Origin of the sequence: Roseovarius conchicola, from assembly GCF_041403425.1 — a bacterium.
GTDB lineage: Bacteria > Pseudomonadota > Alphaproteobacteria > Rhodobacterales > Rhodobacteraceae > Roseovarius > Roseovarius conchicola.
In genome coordinates this window covers 126,820-145,391 of sequence record NZ_JBGEHK010000008.1, presented here as the reverse complement: position 1 = coordinate 145,391, position 18,572 = coordinate 126,820, and the positions used below count along the sequence as shown (strand labels likewise).

18 protein-coding genes are annotated in these 18,572 nt (G+C 58.1%); 14 read left to right on the top strand and 4 right to left on the bottom strand.

Translation table 11 applies throughout. The features are described 5' to 3' along the window. Positions 1–16 precede the first annotated feature (16 nt). Positions 17–919 (top strand): substrate-binding periplasmic protein, encoded by a 903-nt coding sequence (locus V6N02_RS18785; RefSeq protein ID WP_371228136.1) that lies wholly within the window; start codon positions 17–19, stop codon positions 917–919. Here V6N02_RS18785 and V6N02_RS18780 read toward each other — a convergent pair. Both V6N02_RS18780 and V6N02_RS18775 read right to left on the bottom strand, forming a co-directional pair. Further along, entirely contained in the window at positions 916–1,800 is an 885-nt protein-coding gene (locus V6N02_RS18780; protein WP_371228134.1) for an FAD:protein FMN transferase, read from the bottom strand. The genes V6N02_RS18785 and V6N02_RS18780 overlap by 4 nt on opposite strands. Next, positions 1,797–3,878, bottom strand: coding sequence for a 4Fe-4S binding protein (locus V6N02_RS18775; RefSeq protein WP_371228132.1), 2,082 nt, complete (start codon positions 3,876–3,878; stop codon positions 1,797–1,799). Before V6N02_RS18775 ends, V6N02_RS18780 begins: the two co-directional genes overlap by 4 nt. Before the next feature lie 138 nt (positions 3,879–4,016). Between V6N02_RS18775 and pqqA the strand changes: the two genes are divergently transcribed. From pqqA to repC, 8 genes are all read left to right on the top strand, one after another. Continuing rightward, positions 4,017–4,124, top strand: a complete 108-nt coding sequence (pqqA, locus tag V6N02_RS18770; RefSeq protein ID WP_371228130.1) for a pyrroloquinoline quinone precursor peptide PqqA — start codon at positions 4,017–4,019, stop codon at positions 4,122–4,124. Positions 4,125–4,145: 21 nt separating this feature from the next. Next, positions 4,146–5,033 carry a pyrroloquinoline quinone biosynthesis protein PqqB gene (pqqB, locus tag V6N02_RS18765; protein ID WP_371228128.1) on the top strand — a complete coding sequence of 296 codons (888 nt, stop codon included), beginning with the start codon at positions 4,146–4,148 and terminating at the stop codon, positions 5,031–5,033. Next, entirely contained in the window at positions 5,030–5,782 is a 753-nt protein-coding gene (pqqC, locus tag V6N02_RS18760; RefSeq protein ID WP_371228126.1) for a pyrroloquinoline-quinone synthase PqqC, read from the top strand. The genes pqqB and pqqC overlap by 4 nt, the downstream gene beginning before the upstream one ends. Next, positions 5,779–6,066: a pyrroloquinoline quinone biosynthesis peptide chaperone PqqD gene (gene pqqD / locus V6N02_RS18755; protein ID WP_371228124.1), complete on the top strand. Its 288-nt coding sequence runs from the start codon at positions 5,779–5,781 to the stop codon at positions 6,064–6,066. The genes pqqC and pqqD overlap by 4 nt, the downstream gene beginning before the upstream one ends. Next, the gene (gene pqqE / locus V6N02_RS18750) at positions 6,063–7,145 is read left to right on the top strand and encodes a pyrroloquinoline quinone biosynthesis protein PqqE (protein ID WP_371228122.1); all 1,083 of its coding nucleotides are present in this window, start codon (positions 6,063–6,065) and stop codon (positions 7,143–7,145) included. Before pqqD ends, pqqE begins: the two co-directional genes overlap by 4 nt. A gap of 1,049 nt (positions 7,146–8,194) precedes the next feature. Next, on the top strand, positions 8,195–9,382 hold the full coding sequence (repA, locus tag V6N02_RS18745; RefSeq protein ID WP_371228120.1) for a plasmid partitioning protein RepA: 1,188 nt from the start codon (positions 8,195–8,197) through the stop codon (positions 9,380–9,382). Further along, complete coding sequence (repB, locus tag V6N02_RS18740; protein WP_371228118.1) at positions 9,379–10,398, top strand: plasmid partitioning protein RepB; 1,020 nt, start codon at positions 9,379–9,381, stop codon at positions 10,396–10,398. Before repA ends, repB begins: the two co-directional genes overlap by 4 nt. A gap of 176 nt (positions 10,399–10,574) precedes the next feature. Next, a complete protein-coding gene (gene repC / locus V6N02_RS18735; RefSeq protein WP_371228197.1) occupies positions 10,575–11,813 on the top strand; it encodes a plasmid replication protein RepC in 1,239 nt (412 codons plus the stop codon). Positions 11,814–11,900: 87 nt separating this feature from the next. Here the strand turns inward: repC and V6N02_RS18730 are convergent, their stop codons facing one another. Both V6N02_RS18730 and V6N02_RS18725 read right to left on the bottom strand, forming a co-directional pair. After that, positions 11,901–12,464, bottom strand: coding sequence for a hypothetical protein (locus tag V6N02_RS18730; protein ID WP_371228116.1), 564 nt, complete (start codon positions 12,462–12,464; stop codon positions 11,901–11,903). A 49-nt stretch (positions 12,465–12,513) separates the two neighbouring features. After that, a complete protein-coding gene (locus V6N02_RS18725; RefSeq protein WP_371228114.1) occupies positions 12,514–13,611 on the bottom strand; it encodes a tyrosine-type recombinase/integrase in 1,098 nt (365 codons plus the stop codon). Positions 13,612–13,768: 157 nt separating this feature from the next. On the opposite strand from V6N02_RS18725, the gene V6N02_RS18720 reads away from it, so the two are divergent. From V6N02_RS18720 to V6N02_RS18700, 5 genes are all read left to right on the top strand, one after another. After that, entirely contained in the window at positions 13,769–14,728 is a 960-nt protein-coding gene (locus V6N02_RS18720) for a DUF1403 family protein (protein ID WP_371228112.1), read from the top strand. 17 nt (positions 14,729–14,745) lie between these two features. Further along, on the top strand, positions 14,746–15,336 hold the full coding sequence (gene scpB, locus V6N02_RS18715) for an SMC-Scp complex subunit ScpB (protein ID WP_371228195.1): 591 nt from the start codon (positions 14,746–14,748) through the stop codon (positions 15,334–15,336). A 162-nt stretch (positions 15,337–15,498) separates the two neighbouring features. Continuing rightward, entirely contained in the window at positions 15,499–16,128 is a 630-nt protein-coding gene (locus V6N02_RS18710) for a peptide arginase family protein (RefSeq protein WP_371228110.1), read from the top strand. Between the two features lie 133 nt (positions 16,129–16,261). Next, positions 16,262–17,488, top strand: a complete 1,227-nt coding sequence (locus tag V6N02_RS18705; protein ID WP_371228108.1) for an ATP-binding protein — start codon at positions 16,262–16,264, stop codon at positions 17,486–17,488. Further along, on the top strand, positions 17,485–18,396 hold the full coding sequence (locus tag V6N02_RS18700; RefSeq protein ID WP_371228106.1) for a restriction endonuclease: 912 nt from the start codon (positions 17,485–17,487) through the stop codon (positions 18,394–18,396). The genes V6N02_RS18705 and V6N02_RS18700 overlap by 4 nt, the downstream gene beginning before the upstream one ends. Positions 18,397–18,572 lie beyond the last annotated feature (176 nt).

Below are 18,572 nucleotides of genomic sequence, written 5' to 3'. Positions count from 1 at the left end.
GGACACCATGACTGGCATGACACGATATCTTGCTGGCGCGCTCGTTTGCCTAATGGTGATCAGTGCAACTCCCCGAGCCGGGCTGGCTCGGTGCGAGGATTATGTCCCTCAGGCCAAGCCGCAAAATGCCTCGCGGGATCGGGTCGGGCAGGATCTGGACACGATACAGGAACAGGGGTTCATCACCTTCGCTGCCTACGAGGATTTTCCGCCCTGGTCGTGGAACAACGGTGGAAAGCCCGCAGGCGTGGATATCGACATTGGTCAGCTTATCGCGGATGAGTTGGGTGTTGAAGCCCGGTTCACCCTTGTGGCCCCGGGTGAGGATTTGCAGGCCGATCTGCGCAACTGGATCTGGAAGGGGCCAATCGTCGGCGGGGCTGTGTCCAACGTCATGCTGCACGTGCCTTATGACAGTGAATTTGCCTGTCGGGTCGAACAGGTGGTGTTCACCGGGCAATACCATGTGGAAGAAATTGCAATCGCTTATCGCAAAGCGGCTTATCCCGAAGATCCGCCGATCCCTGCCTATTTTCGGTTCGATACTGTGGCGGTTGAGAACGACTCGATCGCCGACTTCTATCTGTCGTCTTTTCCCGGCGGGCAATTGGGCCACAATGTACATCGTTATCCAACCATGGCGGACGCCATGGAAAAACTGGCCGCAGGCGAAACCATGGCCGCAATGGGTCCGCTGGCGCAGCTTGAGGATGGTGTAAAGGATGGTGTAGCGGTGCATACGCCACCGCTGCCGGGGTTTTCAGTCGGTACATGGACCGCAGGTGTGGCCGTACATTTTGCGTATCGGCCTCTGGCTTATGCGGTGGAAGACGCCATTTTTACAGCCATGCAAGACGGACGCATGGCCGCAATTTTTGCTGCCCACGGGCTCAGCTATCGCCCTCCGGAATTGCGCTAAAGCGTCAAAAGATCCCCGTTATGTGATAGAAGCGTGACCCGGATGCCGGGGGATAATCGCTCTTGTGCCTGTTCGATCTCAGGTCGCGTCATAACCGCGAAGGCGGTTGAGGCCGCATCGGCGATGGCCGCCTTGTCTGCCTCGACACTGACAGTAGACCATCGAGCAGACCGGTCGTTCCGGGGGTGCTGAATATGGGACGCACCCGACAGCAACATGGCACCGGGGCTGGAGGTGGCGATGGCCCGTTCGGTGATCCGGCGCGTTGCAAACAGGCCCTGCGCCGGATCGGCAAGCCCAAGGGTAAAAGGCCCGCCAATCGCCGCGAACTCACCAATATTTATCAGTGCGCGGGCCAGGCCGATCCGTGCCAGGTCGGCGCGGATAAGGTCGGTGGCAAATCCCTGGGCTATACCGTTGAACGTGATCTGCTGGCCCGGGGCAAGGTGGATGTCGGGCCCAACGCCTGCACGTGTCCAGCCAATCAGCGCGCGCGCCGGGGCAGAGTAGCGACCGGCGGCCAATGCCTGCCAAAGCGGCTGAATGGTTGGGTCGAACACGCCTTCGGTCGCTCTGTGAACCCTGCTGCACTGATTGCAAAGCACCTGAAACAGGCCGGGCGCAGACGACAATCTGCCGGTCCGGTTTAGACGCGATAGAACCGATGTCGAATCGTAAAGGCTAAACAGTTGCTCAACCTGCCGCAGGCGCGATCGCGTGACCTGAATGGCGGTTTTGGTCAGTGCCTCAGGAGCATAGAGGCTGAGGCTGATTTCGGCCCCCAGCGCATGGCCCTGCCAGCGGACGGGTTCGGCATATGCCGGGGCAGCCAGAGCGGCGGCGGACACGGCCAGAAAACGTCGACGGGTCAGGATGCTCATTCCGCAGCCTCCTGTCGGACCTGACGACGCGCGGCAACCACAAGCGGAACACAGCGGACCGGGTCGTTATGGATGGTCACACAATCAAGGCAGCCGAAACATTCCGAATAGTGGATGGCGCCGGATTTTCGGATCGCGCCGTAGCTACACTTGACTTTGCAAAGCTGGCAAGGTGATCCACATTCGTCGCGACGCTCAATCCAATCGCGTCCCCTGATCAATCCACCAATGGCCATAACCGCGCCCAGCGGACAGACATAGCGGCAGAACCCCTTGAACAGGACCATTCCCGACAAGAGCCAGATCGCTGCGTAGGCGACATAGTACCATTCCCGGACAAAAAAGGTGGTGATCGCCGTTTTGAACGGCTCAACCTCGGCCGCTTTGTCGACATGGTCGGGGGCAAGAAAGACCGTTGCGATTAACGCGATCAAAATAAGGTATTTTAACTTTTTCAACCGGGTATCCCATGTCGAAGAAGGCTCAATCCGGGGCAGACGCAAAAATCGGCCAATATGATGGGTGAATTCCTGCAACGCCCCAAACGGACAAAGCCAACCACAGAAATAGCCACGCCCCCACAGGACAAACCCCAGTGCGGCAAAACCCCAGAGCAGCAGCGAAAATGGATCATAGGCCAGGAACGCAAAGCTGCCGCCTTCCCATGCGGTGCGGAGAACACCCAGAACCGTGACGATGGACAACTGACCTTGCCCCCACCAGCCGATGAAACCAGTGACAAAGGCAAGGATCGCCAACCGATAGGGCGTAAAGGCGGCACTGTTGGCCAAAGGGTTCTGGGCAAACAATAACAGACCCGTCAGGCCGATCAAAAATGCGGCCAGCACACTCATGTCCCCCTGCCGTGCACGCAGGGCTTCACGCCAGGGCGGGACCGGCTTCACCACCTCGGGCCGGGTGAAGAACCTTTCATCGGTGGCATGGGTAACCGGCAGAGTGATCGACCCGGTTTCGGGCTGGAACATGCCATGTTCGCGGATAGCCGCCACGTTGAGGACCCACTCGCGCGCCGGATCAAAGCCAAGGCGGCGATCCGTGCGCAGGATCAGCACGGTGCCGTCGTGCAACTCTTCGGGCAGGTCCGGCGACAGATCGATCAGAATATCGGCGTCGCGCAGGGCCACTGGCAGGCCCCCCTGTTCTGCCGATAACCAGTCCGGCGCGGTGTTGCGGACAAAATCTGGACTGACAAGGCCATGGCGCGCGGTTTCGATCAAAAGGATCGGCTCACTATCAGGGGAAATGGCAAGGAAGTTCTGCAATTCCGCATAGCCATCGGCAGACAGCAGGGCACGGGCAATCGACGGCGGCCCAAGATCAGCAATCCAAAGATCAAGATACGGAGCATCAGGGTCTTCGTGGGCCTCGGGGTCGTCGTCTTCCCACAGGGTTCCGGCAAACGCGGCGTCAACTTCGGCGTTGCTGACAGTTTTGTGGGTGACAAGGTCCTGAGCCAGCAGATCCTCCCAGCTCAGTGATTCTATGTGATCGGGGTTGGGATACGCGGGTGGTTCGGTAGAAATGCCCTGCATTTTCTCTCGTGCAACGACAAGAGCCGCCGCCATAACAGATTCGTGCGCGATCCGAACCGAGGCCGTCGCTTTGGTGACCCCGTCCAGATAAACCAGCGAGCTTCCCGCGCTGCCTGCCCCATAGGGCGTGCCAACGACGATGGAAGACGAGATTGAAAGCCCTGGATATTGCTCAAAGAACTTGTGGAACGGCGCCTCACCCAGCCCCGAAACAAAGATCGGTTCATTGTGCTCAATCAGGCGGACGTCCAGAAACTTTCCTTCAAGATCAAGCACAACCAGCGCATTGATCGGTGCGCCTGAAAAGCCTGGCAAGGGGGCGAGAGGCTCGGTCTCAAAGACATATCCCGCGTCTGCCCCGCCGGAATTCAGGAGCGCATACACGCCGCGCTCATTGATCTGTTCGCCCAGCGAGAAAGGCGGCATGACAAGCTCGGCCAGCGCTGCGCGGTCCAGCGCCATTGCCGTGGACAGGGACGTGGCAAGCCCAAAAATGGCAATGGCTATCAATTGTATCGCGCGCATGGGTTGATTTTAAACGGCGAACAAATCTGGTTTCTATGCGACCATGGTCGCAGGTCCGGCCTACGACCAAAGGCCTATTCGAATGCCGCAATGGTACTGTTATGGTACAAGGATAAACCAACCAGCGGAGGAATGAATATGGCTTGGAGTGCGCCCAAACTGAAAGAAGTGAACTGCGGCATGGAAATCAACATGTACGCCCCGTCCGAGGACGAAGGTCGCGAATACGAACGCGATCTGTTCTGATCTTCTGACAGAATAAAGATCATGCGGTTTCTGGTACTTGGTGCTGCGGCAGGCGGAGGCTTGCCGCAATGGAATTGCGGGTGTCCCAACTGCAAGGATGCACGCAGTGGCAGGATCGCGTCGGCAAGCCAGTCATCACTGGCTGTTTCCATCGACGGTCGGGCTTGGGCCATATTGAATACCTCTCCCGATATTCGTGCCCAGATGCAGGCCTGTCCGTCGATGCACCCCCGTACCTTACGCGACACCCCCCTGACATCCGTATTGCTGACCAATGGTGATATAGATCACATCGCTGGCCTGTTATCCCTGCGCGAGCAGACGCCGTTCACCCTGTTTGCCACTTCAGAAATCCTTCGAGTGTTGGCTGAAAACCGGGTGTTCGATGCCGTCAGTACTGAAAAAGTAGCACGCAACCCTGTCGAGATCGGTCATGATTTCGCGCTTTTGCCTGGACTTGATGCAAGGGTTTTTGCGGTGCCGGGAAAAGTGCCGCTGTTTATGGAAGGCGAGAATGTCAAAACCGATCTCGTTGGCGAGCAAACCGTGGGTGTACGGTTGAGCGATGGGGACACCACCGCGTACTATATTCCCGGCTGCGCCGATGTGACCCAGGATCTTCTGAACATGCTGGCAGATGCCGATCAGCTGTTTTTTGATGGGACGCTGTGGCGTGACGATGAGATGATCCTCTCGGGCACCGGCACCAAAACCGCTCGTCGCATGGGCCATATTTCGATCAGCGGACCGGAGGGATCTGTCGCACGGCTGGCTGGCCTGAAGGCGCAAAAGACGTTCATCCACATCAACAACACCAACCCGGTCTGGCAACCAGGCAGTGCTGAGCGTGCCTTCGTGATGGAAAGCGGATGGCGTGTGGCGGCCGATGGAATGGAGATCACGACATGAATGCATATAGCCAGGCAACCAGTTCCATGGGCGCGCTTGAGACGCGGTTGCGCGCCATAGGGGCCGAACGCTATCACGACAAACACCCATTTCACGATCTGCTTCACAGCGGCCAATGTTCCCCAGATCAGGTGCGTGCATGGGTGATCAACCGCTGGGCCTATCAGGCGGCGATCCCGATGAAAGACGCGGCGTTCCTGTCGCGTTGTGATGACCCGCAGATGCGCCGTGAATGGCGCTCGCGGATCGAAGATCACGACGGCGGAGTCGACGAAGGCGGGGGCATCCGTCGCTGGCTGAAATTGGCCGAGGCGGTGGGGCTGGACCCCGATTACGTGGCCAGCGGACGCGGTGTGTTGCCCGCAACGCAATTCGCTGTCGATGCCTATGTGCGATATGTGAGCGATATGCCACTTTTGCAGGCTGTCGCCTCATCGCTGACCGAGCTGTTTGCACCGTCCATTCATGAACGACGGATCGAGGGCATGCTCGAACATTATGACTTCGCCAATGCCGACAGCATGTCCTACTTCAAGAAACGTCTGACCGAGGCGCCGAAAGATGTGAGATTCGGCCTGGCCTGGGTGTTGGAACATGCCGATACCCCCGAGAAAGAAAATGCCGCCTGTGCGGCACTAGTTTTCAAGACCAACGTGCTCTGGGCGCAGTTGGATGCACTTTGGGGGGCTTATGTCGAACCGGGGCGCATTCCGCCGGGCGCGTGGCAGCCGGGCGAGGGCATGGCGTGACCCTGGCTTTGGCGGCGACAGACCGGCCCCGCCTGCCTCGTGGCGTGCGCGTGGTTGCGGACCGAGTGCGCGGCGGCAAGGTGTTGCTGGGGCCGGAAAAGGCGATTACGCTGGATGCAATTGGCGAGGCCATTCTGAGCCGGGTGGACGGGACAACCAATTTTGGTGCGATCATCACCGATCTGGCCCAGACCTATGCAGCACCCGAGGACCAGATTACACAGGATGTGCAACGTTTCCTTGTTGGATTGCGTGCGCGGATGTTTCTGACGGTGGAAAAATGAGCACTCCACCCCCCATCGCCATGCTGGCTGAGCTGACCCATCGCTGTCCTCTGGCCTGCCCCTATTGCTCAAACCCCACTGAAATGCTGACGCGTGACGCCGAGCTGGACACCGAAACCTGGGCCGATCTGTTCCGGCAGGCTGCCGCCATGGGAGTGTTGCAACTGCATATGTCGGGGGGTGAACCGGCCTCGCGGCGTGATATTGTCGAGCTGATGCAGGCCGCCCATGACGCCGGTCTGTATACCAACCTGATTACCAGCGGCATTGGCTTGACACCAAAGCGGCTGGATGAGCTTGAGGCTGCGGGGATGGACCATATCCAGTTGTCGCTGCAAGGGACCAATGCCGATCTTGCCGATTGGATCGGGGGCTACAAAGGCGGGTTCGATCGCAAGATGGCCGTGGCTGGCGAAATCAAGTCACGCGGCATACCGCTAACGCTGAATGCGGTGATGCACCGGCATAACCTGAATGATCTGGAGCAGACTATCGAGATGGCGGTCGAAATGGGCGCACGGCGGCTGGAAGTGGCCTGTGTGCAGTTTCACGGCTGGGCAACGGTGAACCGAAACCAGCTGTTGCCAACCCGCGATCAGACAGAAAAGGCCAAACGCATCGTCGCCAAGGCCGAGGCACGCCTGCGCGGTGTGCTGGCCTTTGATTTCGTGCCACCTGACTACTACGCGGATTATCCCAAGGCCTGTATGGGCGGTTGGGGTTCCGCCGGGATGAACATCACGCCGGATGGAACGGTGCTGCCGTGTCACGCGGCCCAGAGCATCCCACATCTTGCGTTTGCGAACGCGCGCGATACGTCACTGGCAGAAATCTGGTATGACAGCGCAGCGTTCAACGCCTATCGCGGGGCAGAGTGGTTGCCCGAACCCTGTCAAAGGTGCGAGCGTAAAGAGGTGGATTTCGGAGGCTGCCGTTGTCAGGCGCTGGCATTGGCGGGCGATGCCGGGGCGACAGACCCGGTTTGTCGAAAGGCCCCCCACCATAGTGTCGTATCAAATCTGCTGATCAACGCGTTGGCGGAGTCAGAAACCGAGACCAAATTTACTTTTCGTCGTTGAGTATGATGCGTGGTTCCAAGACCGCCGAGACGGCCATCTCATACTCTGATGGGCTAGATGTATTCTAAATCTCCCGCTGCAAAACCATCGGTCAGATTGAGCCCAAACGGATAGTCATAACGGAGAGGAATGCGGTTCATCAGTTCTCTGACAAACCCTTTATTGGGCCTGGTTTACCGAAAGTAACGGAAATTTGGTGGAGATCGCGACCCTTAGTCATGAACTCGTTGTTGCAGATGTGTACGTCGTCTTGAACTTACTGCATGTGTATTCGTTTCTATCGTACAGTTTTGGAAAGTCCCGCGTCTCGATTGTTGAATTTGGAGGTAGCGAAAGGGCGGTTTGATTTCCACGCCCATTAATACGGCTGAACGGCTGGTCAGTGAATTTCACTGCGTCGCGGAGCAGGCCTTGCCGCGAGCGCAAACCTTTTCTGCGCGAGCGACAGTCGCGCCTGCACAAGTCCGCCTCTCGTTTGTCCGATCCCACCGCAGCGAAATGGCGGTTTGAAAATTGACCACCTGAGTGGCTTTGAATGGCCGCAATCGTGAAAGCCGCTGCGGTGCAACAAATAACGTGTCGCAATTGCGAGAAAATGCTGCGCCAGCAATAGCAGTGTTAGCAAAAGGCGGTTATGTCCGCATTGCGGCCATCCAATGAGGCTATGACCAATGTCAGCATAGAAGATCGTCGTCCAAATTTGTTTTCCAGTACTGTCTTCATTCATTTCGCTAGCTGCTAACTAGTGCTTTTTCATATTGCGCCGATTGGTCTGTTGACCGCAGGCCGCTGCGACGCACACGAAATTCGGCTGATGCAGTACTCCTCTGCATTTCGGGGTGTCGGAGTGCATGGCATTCAGCGCGATCCTGGATGGTTCGGTTAATCCAGAACCACCCAAGCCGACTTGGGTTACGTAGTATCTTCGGCAAGTATCAGCTACTAGATGTAGAAAATCCTTGCGCGAATCTGCCTCTTGAGACAATAGTCACGGAAAAGAGGCGATAAACGTCAATTTCCGTGAACACGGCACGGCGTTGAGAGGGCAGATGAACAAGGTATTCGCGCAGGACGACCTGAATGCCGTGATCCGGCAGCATTCGGAATGGCTGGCAAGCCAGCTGCATACGCAGCGTGAAAGCCTATTTCCCCCCGATGCCGAAAAGACCATGCGCACATTCACCTCCGGTGAGGCAGCGGCGCTTCTGGGCGTAAACGATTCCTATCTGCGCAAACTGCATCTCGATGGCAAGGGCCCCTCCCCCGAACTGACGCCGGGCAACCGCCGCCATTATTCGGCGCAGGACATCCTGGCCCTGCGCGAGCTCCTGGAAAAAACCGCCCGCAAACCTGGCGATTACCTGCCGGGACGGCGTGAAGGCGACCACCTTCAGGTCATCGGCGTGATGAATTTCAAGGGCGGCTCCGGCAAAACCACGACCTCCGCCCATCTGGCGCAACGCCTGGCGCTCGGCGGCTACAGAGTCCTGGCCATCGACCTTGATCCGCAGGCCTCGCTTACCGCGCTTCACGGCGTCCAGCCCGAGTTTGATCTTGAGGATGGCGGCACGCTCTATGATGCAATTCGCTACGACGACCCCGATCCGATCCGCTCAGTCATCCGCAAGACCTATATCCCTAATCTCGACCTGATCCCCGGCAATCTCGAACTGATGGAGTTTGAACACGACACCCCCCGCGCTCTGGCGCAAGGCAATGCCGGGCTGTTCTTTTTTCGGGTGAAAGAGGCTCTAACACAGGTGGAAATGGACTATGACGTGGTGGTGATCGACTGCCCGCCGCAGCTCGGCTTCCTCACCATGTCGGCGCTTTCGGCGGCCACGGGCGTGCTGGTCACCATCCACCCCGAAATGCTCGACGTGATGTCGATGTCGCAATTCCTGCGCATGACGGCTGATCTGATGGACGTGATCGCCGAAAGTGGCGCCGACATGTCCCATGACTGGATGCGCTACGTCCTCACTCGGTACGAGCCCGCCGACGCGCCGCAAAACCGCATCGTCGCCTTCCTGCGCACCATGTATGGCGACGCGGTTTTGAACGCGCCAATGCTCAAATCCACTGCGATTTCGGATGCCGGCCTGACCAAACAGACGCTTTACGAGGTCGAACGCAGCGCCTTCACCCGCACCACCTATGACCGGGCCATCGAAAGCCTGAACGCCGTCAATGACGAAATCGCCGGATTGATTCAGCACACCTGGGGGCGCCCATGACCAGCAGCAAGAAAAAACGCATGTCGATGCTCGACAGCCTCGCAGGTGCCGGGGCCCCCTCCCCTGCCCCGCCTTCCACGGTGACGACGCCGATGATGTCTTCGAACCGCGCGCTGCGGTCTGCCCGCGATGCGGTTGATGCCCACCACGTCTGGGAGTTGGACCCGGCCACGATCACTGATGACCGAATGGCCGACCGGCTGGATCCGGCGGACGTGCACGATTTGCGCGATGCGATCGAGGCAAACGGCCAGACCGTGCCGATCCTGGTGCGCCGCCACCCGTCCGACGCCGACCGATACCTGTTGGTCTATGGCCGGCGTCGGCTCGAGGCAATCTGTGGCTCCGATAAGGTGGCAAAGGTTCGCGCGCTTGTCGCCAATCTCGACGAGGACGCAGCCCTCAGGGCGCAGATTTCCGAAAACATGGCGCGGCGCGATCTGTCCTATATCGAAAAGGCTCTGTTCGCGCAGGAACTGGTCAAATCAGGCTTTGGAACACAATCACAGGTTGCAGAGGTGCTGACCGTCACCAAATCTGCGATCTCCATGGCCCTTGCGGTCGTGGACATGGTTGGTACCGACCTAGCGCGCGCTATTGGCCCTGCCCATGGCATCGGCCGTCCGAAATGGGAGGCTCTGGGCAAGGCGATCGAGGAAACCGGCGCGGATCAGGGCAAACTCACCCGCCTCGCGAACGAGGCGCACGACAATGCCGCCGTCGCGGTGGTGGTCGAGGAAAGCGGACCGTTCGAAGACCCTTCCGTGCTGGCCTTCGAGGCCGTCGCCAAAGCCGTGGGGAAAAGTGCGCGGACCGAGGCAAAACCCCCCTCCCCTGCACGCTCAAGCAGTTTCGCACTCAAACTTGCAGGTGGTCGCGGCGGATCGGTCAAACGCACGGCCAAGGGCCTGTCCATCAGCCTTGAGAACGGCGCCTTTGCTGACTGGGTCGAGGCGGAGGCACAGGAGTTGATAGAAGAGCTTCACGGGCGCTGGCTGCAGCGCTCGGAAGACTGAGGAAGAGCAGAAACCAAAAAAGGAGGCACGATCAGGCCAAAGAAAAGGTCCCGCAAAGACACCGCTCCACGAGACCCTAACTTGTTTCTCACAATCTCAAGCTAGTGCCCGGAGCCTTTTTTCGCAAGTCCAAAGTGATTCGCGGGCCGCATTTTCTTTATCTTCGTGATGCAAAAATGGACTACACCCCCGTAACGCCGTTCAGGCGAACAGTAGATGCTGCCATTCTGAAACATCAGGCGGCAGCTCAGCAGGACCTGCCGCCCACCGGCGCCAACAAGTGGGAGGCGCTTCGCGAGCTGGCTGCTGCCCGCGTGGCCTTTGGCCTCTCGGATCGGGATATGTCGGTGCTTCAGGCGCTTGTTAGCTTTCATCCCGGTACGATCCTCGGCGGGAATGACGACAATCTGATTGTGCATCCGTCGAACAAGGCGATCTGTGAGCGTTTGAACGGCATGCCCTGCTCGACCATGCGCCGGCATCTCGGCAACCTGGTGCAGATCGGCTTTGTCGTGCGCCGCGACAGCCCCAACGGCAAACGCTATGCCCGGCGCTACGGCGACGACAAGATTGCCTTCGGCTTCGACCTCTCCCCGCTCGCTCGGCGCTTCCAGGAGGTCTGTAAGGCCGCCGAGGCCGTCCGGGCCGCCGAGGAGCGCTACAAGCGCCTGCGCGCCACTGTGAGCCTGATGAGGCGTGATCTGGCCGGCCTAGCGGAATATGGCCGTGCGCAGCGCCCTGATCTGGGGGTATGGGACCGTTTTTCAGACATGGCGGTGCTCGTGGCCCGCGATCTTCGGCGCAAACTGGATATGGGCGAGCTAAAACGGATTGAGGGAGATCTCAGTCTCGCTTTGGACGAGGCCCGCGACCGCATTGATCTATCTGAAACAGAAGAAATGAGCACCAGTGATGATGATATCGAGCAGCACTATCAAAATTCAAATAAAGACTCTTATGATTTTGAACCTTGCTTAGAAAAAGCTAAGGGCGCTGGCGATGCGTTGGTCCCTACCCCATCAGCTACAAAGGATACCGAAAAGGATGATGAGGAAGATTTGGAGCCGCCTGACATTGGCGATGATAAGTTACCGAACATCCCGCTCGGTCTTGTCCTTGCGGCGTGCCGGGAATTCCTAACCTATTGTGAAGGCCCCGTGCGCCACTGGCACGATTTGGTAAGAGTCGCCGATATTCTCCGCCCGATGATGGGTATTTCTCCGTCGGCTTGGGACGACGCCAAGCGCCACATGGGTCCTGAGGAAGCAGCGGTTGTCGTTGTAGCGATGCTCGAAAGGTTTGCGGAGATCCAGTCGCCCGGTGGTTATTTACGATCGCTTACGGACAAAGCTGCCGTTGGAGCGTTTTCCTGCGGACCGATGGTCATGGCACTGACGCGACGCGATGCGGCCTGAGATGTTCACAGTTGTGAACTGCTTTGGTGATGGCGCTTTCAAGTGGTGAATTACTTGGTTCACAGCTGTGAACTCATGGCAGAAGTTCTAGGTCGGACCCAACCCGGAATACCATTCACCGTGATTACCGCCATGGTTTTCCATCCCCGGCTTGGTCAGACACCCCCTGGGTGCGATGAAACTGTCGATCCGGCGTTGCGGCTGTTTGCTCCAGCTGATGTTGAAAGCGCAGAGCTTGGGATAGAACTCCAGATGGGAATAGGGCAATTGATCGTGAATCCACCAGGCCATCGCGCGCCAGTCCGCCCCTTCGGCGGTGCGATCGGCAAACCAGGGAATGACGACGCAGGCGGCGGCACCTTTGTGGCCATTTGCATCCAGCATGTCCCAGATGTGATACCCCGCGTTATATTTGACGCTTGCGCCATGTTTTCGCTGGTTGCCGAAGCCCGTGACCCCAGCCGACCGGTATCCGGATCGAATGGCAAGTCGGCCGAATTTGCTCTGGAGAGGCTCCAGCAGTTCGGTGCAGAGTTGCGTGCCTGTTTCAATCGCAAGGTCCGGGTTCTCCGGAATGTTCGGAATACCGTAGTAGTTGGCGATCTCCGACATCAGGAAATCCCGCAGGTAGAAATTTTGGCTGAGCCGCACACGGCCGAGCTCCTCAAGGCCTTTCATGGATCCAGGTTTCCGCATCCTCTCAGAGCCCGGCGGCTTTGGTCAGGTTCACGCGGAACCGATCGCGTCGCCGCTGGTAGCGACGGGTCATCTCAGCTGAAGCGTGCCCAAGCTGCTTTTGAACGTAGCGCTCATCAACCTCGGCAGAAGAGGCGAGGCCCGCGCGCAGGGAGTGACCCGAAAAGAGCGCCAGCCGTTCAGTCTCCAGCAGCTCAGCGCGGATGCCGCTTTTCAGAACGGTGGTCTTGATGAGACGGGCGACATGTTTGTCTGAAAGTCGGGCTTCCAGAGCGCGTTTGCCATCGCGCGACGTCCGAACGAAGATCGGCCCAAAATCGATCTTCGCGAAGTACAGCCATTGCTCCAGTGCATGTACCGGGCAGGTCTGGCCCGAGGAGCCGCGGCCGATCTCGACCTCACGCCATCCGGTTTTGGTGTTCAGTGTGAGAACTGCGCCCTCCTCGAGGATTTCGATCCAGCCACCCGAGTCCGGCGTGTCATCCTTCTGCACATCGAGGCTGACGATTTCACTGCGCCGCAACCCGCCGGCATACCCAATCAGCAGGATCGCCCGGTCGCGCATCCCGCGCAGATCGTAGGGCAGGGTGGCCACCATCGCCAGAACATCCTCTGGCAGGATCGCCTCTTTTTGTACCGGGGGTCGGGCGTGTTTCCGCTTGATGCCGGCCAGGACGGCTGCGATGTGACGATCCTTGCGACCGAGCGTAAAGCCCCGCTGCGCGTAGTTCCAGGCAAGCCCGGAAAGACGTCGATCAATCGTGCTCACTGAAAGGGCAGGGGTGGGGCCTGTCGGTGCCGCCAGGTCCGTCAAATAGAGGCCAACCATCTCAGGCGAGGGAGGCAGGGGCTCAGTGCCCTTGCGGCGGCACCAGCGGGTAAAATGCTTCCAGTCGGCCGCGTAGGCCTTGTTGGTGTTCTCTGCGGTTGAGGCTTTGGCATAGTCGCGGGCGTTCTCGATCAGCCGATCGAGGGTGCCGGACCCGGCCACATGGGCGGGTAGGGCGATAGCATCGCTTTTGTCTTGATCCCTCTCGTCGACTTGAGCATCATCAAATGTATCAGAGGACGCTGAGGTCGATTTCTCGCTTTCTGAGTCCACTATTTCCCTACAAATTCACTATTCTTGAGGCTGTGCTGCAGCGTATCCTGTTACGTCCGATAATGCAAACTTATTGGACATAGTGAAGAACAGCAAAGCAGGGCGGTTTACACACTATATTGTGGCCAAAAGCGCCGCAAGAGGCTAGCGTTGTGGTATGACATATCAACCAGCCACCATCTCGGACGACCAGACGACCCTACCGAAACTCCCCGGCTGGGTCACTTCTGGTCGTGCAGAAACCCTTGAAACTGTGGCCTTTCGGTCAGGGGCGGCGCTGGCGGTGCTCGGTCAGCTGGTAATCGATCCCGCCCATGGTATGCCAGTGAGGTTGCTAGCCAACCGGCTGGCGCTGACTGCGGCGACCGCCACCTCGAGACTGGAAGGGCGGCTGGCACGGGAGGCGGATATCCGCGACGCCTACCACCTGACCCCATCCGGCGAGGCGCGGGGCCCGGAGGGCGATCTGTTAACCTTCTGGCGGGACGCAGATCGGCTTCGACTGGCGCGAGATTGGCAATCGCAGCTGAAGGACATGGTCGGGCCCGTGTACGCGGACGATGTCGATGGCTGGATCGAAACCGGGCGCGCGCGGTTCAAGTCCCATGGACCACTGGCGGGCTGTGTCTCGGTGATGCGCGCGGTTCTCGAGGTGGATGACCGGGCAGAGCGGCCCGCTTGCCTGCTCTCAGATGTTGCACTGGCGCGTTTCCTGAATTGGCCAACGGTGCTGCCGGTCACCGCACGGCGTCTCAGTAAGGCGATGCTGCGGGACTTGGTTGCGGACGGGCAGGGGGCTGACTTGGCTATTCAACGGCGCATCCTGGAGTCCGTCGAAGACACGATCCGACTGGCGCGCGAACTCGCATCCAGGGCAGCGGCGCTCCAAGCCGTCGCCCCGAAACTCCGGGCCAAAGGATCGGACGCCGCCGTCGCCCTATTCTTGTCCGACGATGCGGTCGCACCATCAACGATGCTGTCGCCGCTGATCCAGGGCACCGCGATCCCGATGACCGACCGTGCGGCGCGACGGTTCTGTGATCGGTTGGTGGAGCTAGGCGTGGCACGTGAACTGACGGGTCGTCCCAGCTTCCGCCTCTACGGCATAGCACCATGAGTGTTGCGGCCAAAGGTATGGCCCCGAAAGGGCAGGAGGGCTCGGCACGCGATGGCGTGTTTGATCGGGAGCTCAAGGACCTGCCGCAGGAATTGCGCTGGCGCGAATGGATGGGCCGCATCGAGGCGGTGCTGTTTGCAAGCGCGACGCCGGTCGGCCGCGAAGACCTTGCACGCGTGGTGGGGCAGGCGGCCTCCGTCGAAATGCTGATCGAGGATATACAGGGGGAGCTGACGGGGCGTCCCTACCAACTGGCCCAGACCGCCGGCGGCTGGACGTTCCGGACTCGAACCCATTTTGCCGACGCGATCAAGGCGGTGGCCGATCAAGGCGATCAGGCCCTCGAGTTCACCGAGATGGAAATGGGGGTGCTTTGCGCGATTGCTTATCACCAGCCCATCGACCGGGCAGGCCTGAAGGACATCTTCGGCAAAGAGATCAGTCGCGATCTGCTGGCACGGCTGAGATTCAAGGGTCTGATTGCTTCAGGTCCCAGATCTCCGCGGCCCGGCGCGCCGCATACCTTCGTGACGACGGAGACGTTTTTGGTGACGTTTGATCTGCAGACGCTGAGAGATCTGCCGGAGCTGGAACTGGCGGATGACTAGAGTTATAGCGAGTTTATCGGTTCCTCGCATAAACTACTTAGAACTCATGATGATTGGGCAACGGCGATGACGCAGTGGGATTGGATTGTACCTTTCAAGGGGCGGAATCATTCTGGAGCCACTGAGCAAAACTTTCTCTGCCGTTCTGGCAACATCTATGTGATGGATAATCATCGCGCCGCGCTGTGGTGCTGGCTCCAAGAGCTCGACCTGAGCAAGGCACATTCGCTCATCCATATCGATCGACATACAGACACCCTTCAAAGCCAGATGGAAGAATGGTTCGAGAATCTCCCCGATTGGACCGCCGGGATCGACGAGCATCTTGGCAAGAATTACGATTGTGGCGGCTTCACGTGCCCGGTTATCCGGTGGGACAATTACCTTTCCATCTACCTGCACGAATTTGGTTCAAATCTGAGCACGCTGAGATTTCTTACGCACAAAGATGGCGATCCACCCAATTACGAAGGTACGATGTTCAGCCCGATCTGGGATTTGCCTGAAAACATGTCGTACTGGCTCGGCGAAACCGAGGCTCCTTGGATCGTTAACGTCGATCTTGATTACCTTTTCTGTGATGCCGACGACGGTTCTGTCCGTATGATATCCGACGAGTATCTGGAGACAACTTTTACCGGATTGAAAGATGCTATGGATCGAGGCGTTGTCGGGGTTGTGACACTATGCCTTACGCCAGATTCGTTCACGCCCGGATGGGAAGCTACCGAACGGCTGGCCGCTCGCGTTTTGGCTATCCTTGGTGTGGAGTTCCGACTACCTGCCCCGTGAGCTGTGCTTTTGTCTACGCGCAAACGTCCTTAGAACTTTCAATTAGACGTCTTTTCACTTTCAATTGGTCGGGCGTTGACTTTCAATCGGTCGGAGGTGTACTTTCAATCGGTCGAGAAAGGACGCCCGCAAAATGTACCCCAGATTCGCCAAGACCAGAGTAGAGGAAGCCCTGTCGGACACCCGAGTGGTTCTCATCTCGGGCCCTCGCCAATCCGGGAAGACGACGCTCGCGACGGACATCGCCTCCGACAAAACTCCCTTTCTCACGTTGGATGATGCGACCGTTCTACGATCCGCACGCGAAGATCCGGTCAGCTTCGTCCGAGGGTTGGATCGTGCCGTGATCGACGAAATTCAACGCGCACCAGACCTGCTACTGTCAATCAAGAGTGCGGTGGATGAGGACAAAACCCCCGGAAGATTCCTGCTAACGGGATCTGCTAATCTTATGACCATCCCGAAGGTGGCGGACTCGCTCGCGGGCCGGATGGAGATCATCCGACTACTTCCACTTTCTCAAGCAGAAATTTTCGGCAAGAAGTCGGACTTCATTGATAGAGCATTCGCGGCGCAAAAGCCCAAAGCTGACCATATAGTATTAGGGGGCGACCTGGTTGAGACAGTCCTTTCGGGCGGGTATCCGGAGGCTCTTGGCAGAAAGAGGTGGGCCCGAAAGCAGGATTGGTATCATGGTTATCTCGACGCGCTCGTTCAGCGCGATGTCCGAGACATAGCCCAAATCGACCAACTCGCCATCATGCCAAAACTACTCTCCGTCCTTGCCGAGCATTCCGGTCAATTGACCAATTACACGGGCATCGGCGCCGCTGTTGACCTAAACCATGTAACCACCCAAAAATATGTGCGGATCTTTGAGAACATCTTTCTGGTGCATACCCTCCAACCATGGTTCACCAATCGGCTGAAGCGATTGACCAAATCGCCAAAGCTTCACTTTCTCGATGCAGGGCTCCTCGCGGCGATGCGAGATGTCTCGCCGGAAACCGTACAGAAGGACAAAACGGCTTTCGGGCCTATCCTCGAAACTTTCGTGTTCAGTGAACTCCGGAAGATCGCATCCTGGAGCGAGCAACGATGTTCGTTCTCGCATTACCGGGACAAGGACAAGAACGAGGTCGACATCGTGCTTGAAAACCGCCGCGGAGAGATCGTCGGTATCGAAGTAAAATCATCAGCCACGGTTTCCGGAGACGACTTCTCCGGGATGCGCAAACTGGCAGAGGCATGCGGGAAGAAGTTTGTTCAAGGCTTGGTGCTATACGACCATGATCAGGTCGTTCCGTTCGCGGACAACATGTTCGCCGCTCCGCTCTCCTGCCTGTGGGGTGCGCCATGAGCTTGGTCGAGGAACAATGCGTCGAAGACCTGGCGGACCTGCTCTACAACTTCTTGCCGGGAAGTGGAAACTCCCGAACGGCATTTCCGCTCGCTGCGGCTAAGGTCCAGACAGGAGACTTTTGGATAGGGGGTAGCAAACGTCCCGCGATCGTCCACCTCCTGTCTTCGACCCTCAGCCATCGTCGCCACAAATTCGCACCGCTCATCTTAGCGATAGTACGTCAGTCGATGACCTGGCGTCGAGGCAGAGGCGAGCCGCTGACACGCGACGAGATCGAACGGCTGAACCAATTGCTGCCGCGCCTCTCTATAAAGATTCCTGAGTTGTGTGAGGCGGCGTTCCTTGACTCCTTGCATGGAGCGGAACCAAAGCCTCAGGAGCAGCCTGCGCCCTCTGGAATCGTCCTCTCGGACGAGACTGCAATTTCTCTCTCACAACGTTTGTTAGGTCTTTTCGAGCAACAGCCACAGCGCCGAGGTTACGAGTATGAGCGCTTCCTGATAGAGCTGTTCGCCGCCTATCAGCTGACACCCCGGACGCCTTTCAAGCTGAAGGGCGAACAGATCGATGGCAGCTTCAAGCTTCACGGAGAGACTTATCTTGTGGAGGCCAAATGGCAGGCGGGTTTGACGGGCCAATCCGACCTTCTGGCTTTCTCGGGGAAGGTATCAGGCAAGGCGACCTGGTCACGCGGTGTGTTCATCAGCAATTCGGGATTCTCTCAAGACGGATTGGCGGCTTTTGGCACCGGGCGCCGGACCAATATCATATGTGTTGATGGTCTGGACTTGCATGAAATCGTCCATAACAGGCTGTCATTGATCGAGGTTGTGGAAGAGAAACTTCGACGAGCCGCCGAAACCAATCGGGCTTTCGTCCCCGTCCGTGAGCTTGGTATGATTTAGCATCGCAATTCCATGCGTGGAATTCGTTCGTATAATGCTAAGGCGTTGTTAGGATCGATCGGAGTGTTGTTTCTCTGATTGTTGGTATGACTTCCGCATCGCGTAAAAATTGTGTAAATAATTGTAACACATACATTTCAAGCGATAGTTTTGAAGAACAGATAGAGACCTTTCGA

Excerpts from the sequence above, each read along its gene's own strand:
- V6N02_RS18785 (WP_371228136.1), top strand. The coding sequence starts at position 17 with ATGACACGATATCTTGCTGGCGCGCTCGTTTGCCTAATGGTGATCAGT.
- V6N02_RS18780 (WP_371228134.1), bottom strand. The coding sequence starts at position 1,800 with ATGAGCATCCTGACCCGTCGACGTTTTCTGGCCGTGTCCGCCGCCGCT.
- V6N02_RS18775 (WP_371228132.1), bottom strand. The coding sequence starts at position 3,878 with ATGCGCGCGATACAATTGATAGCCATTGCCATTTTTGGGCTTGCCACG.
- pqqA (WP_371228130.1), top strand. The coding sequence starts at position 4,017 with ATGGCTTGGAGTGCGCCCAAACTGAAAGAAGTGAACTGCGGCATGGAA.
- pqqB (WP_371228128.1), top strand. The coding sequence starts at position 4,146 with ATGCGGTTTCTGGTACTTGGTGCTGCGGCAGGCGGAGGCTTGCCGCAA.
- pqqC (WP_371228126.1), top strand. The coding sequence starts at position 5,030 with ATGAATGCATATAGCCAGGCAACCAGTTCCATGGGCGCGCTTGAGACG.
- pqqE (WP_371228122.1), top strand. The coding sequence starts at position 6,063 with ATGAGCACTCCACCCCCCATCGCCATGCTGGCTGAGCTGACCCATCGC.
- repA (WP_371228120.1), top strand. The coding sequence starts at position 8,195 with ATGAACAAGGTATTCGCGCAGGACGACCTGAATGCCGTGATCCGGCAG.
- repB (WP_371228118.1), top strand. The coding sequence starts at position 9,379 with ATGACCAGCAGCAAGAAAAAACGCATGTCGATGCTCGACAGCCTCGCA.
- repC (WP_371228197.1), top strand. The coding sequence starts at position 10,575 with ATGGACTACACCCCCGTAACGCCGTTCAGGCGAACAGTAGATGCTGCC.
- V6N02_RS18720 (WP_371228112.1), top strand. The coding sequence starts at position 13,769 with ATGACATATCAACCAGCCACCATCTCGGACGACCAGACGACCCTACCG.
- scpB (WP_371228195.1), top strand. The coding sequence starts at position 14,746 with ATGGCCCCGAAAGGGCAGGAGGGCTCGGCACGCGATGGCGTGTTTGAT.
- V6N02_RS18710 (WP_371228110.1), top strand. The coding sequence starts at position 15,499 with ATGGATAATCATCGCGCCGCGCTGTGGTGCTGGCTCCAAGAGCTCGAC.
- V6N02_RS18705 (WP_371228108.1), top strand. The coding sequence starts at position 16,262 with ATGTACCCCAGATTCGCCAAGACCAGAGTAGAGGAAGCCCTGTCGGAC.
- V6N02_RS18700 (WP_371228106.1), top strand. The coding sequence starts at position 17,485 with ATGAGCTTGGTCGAGGAACAATGCGTCGAAGACCTGGCGGACCTGCTC.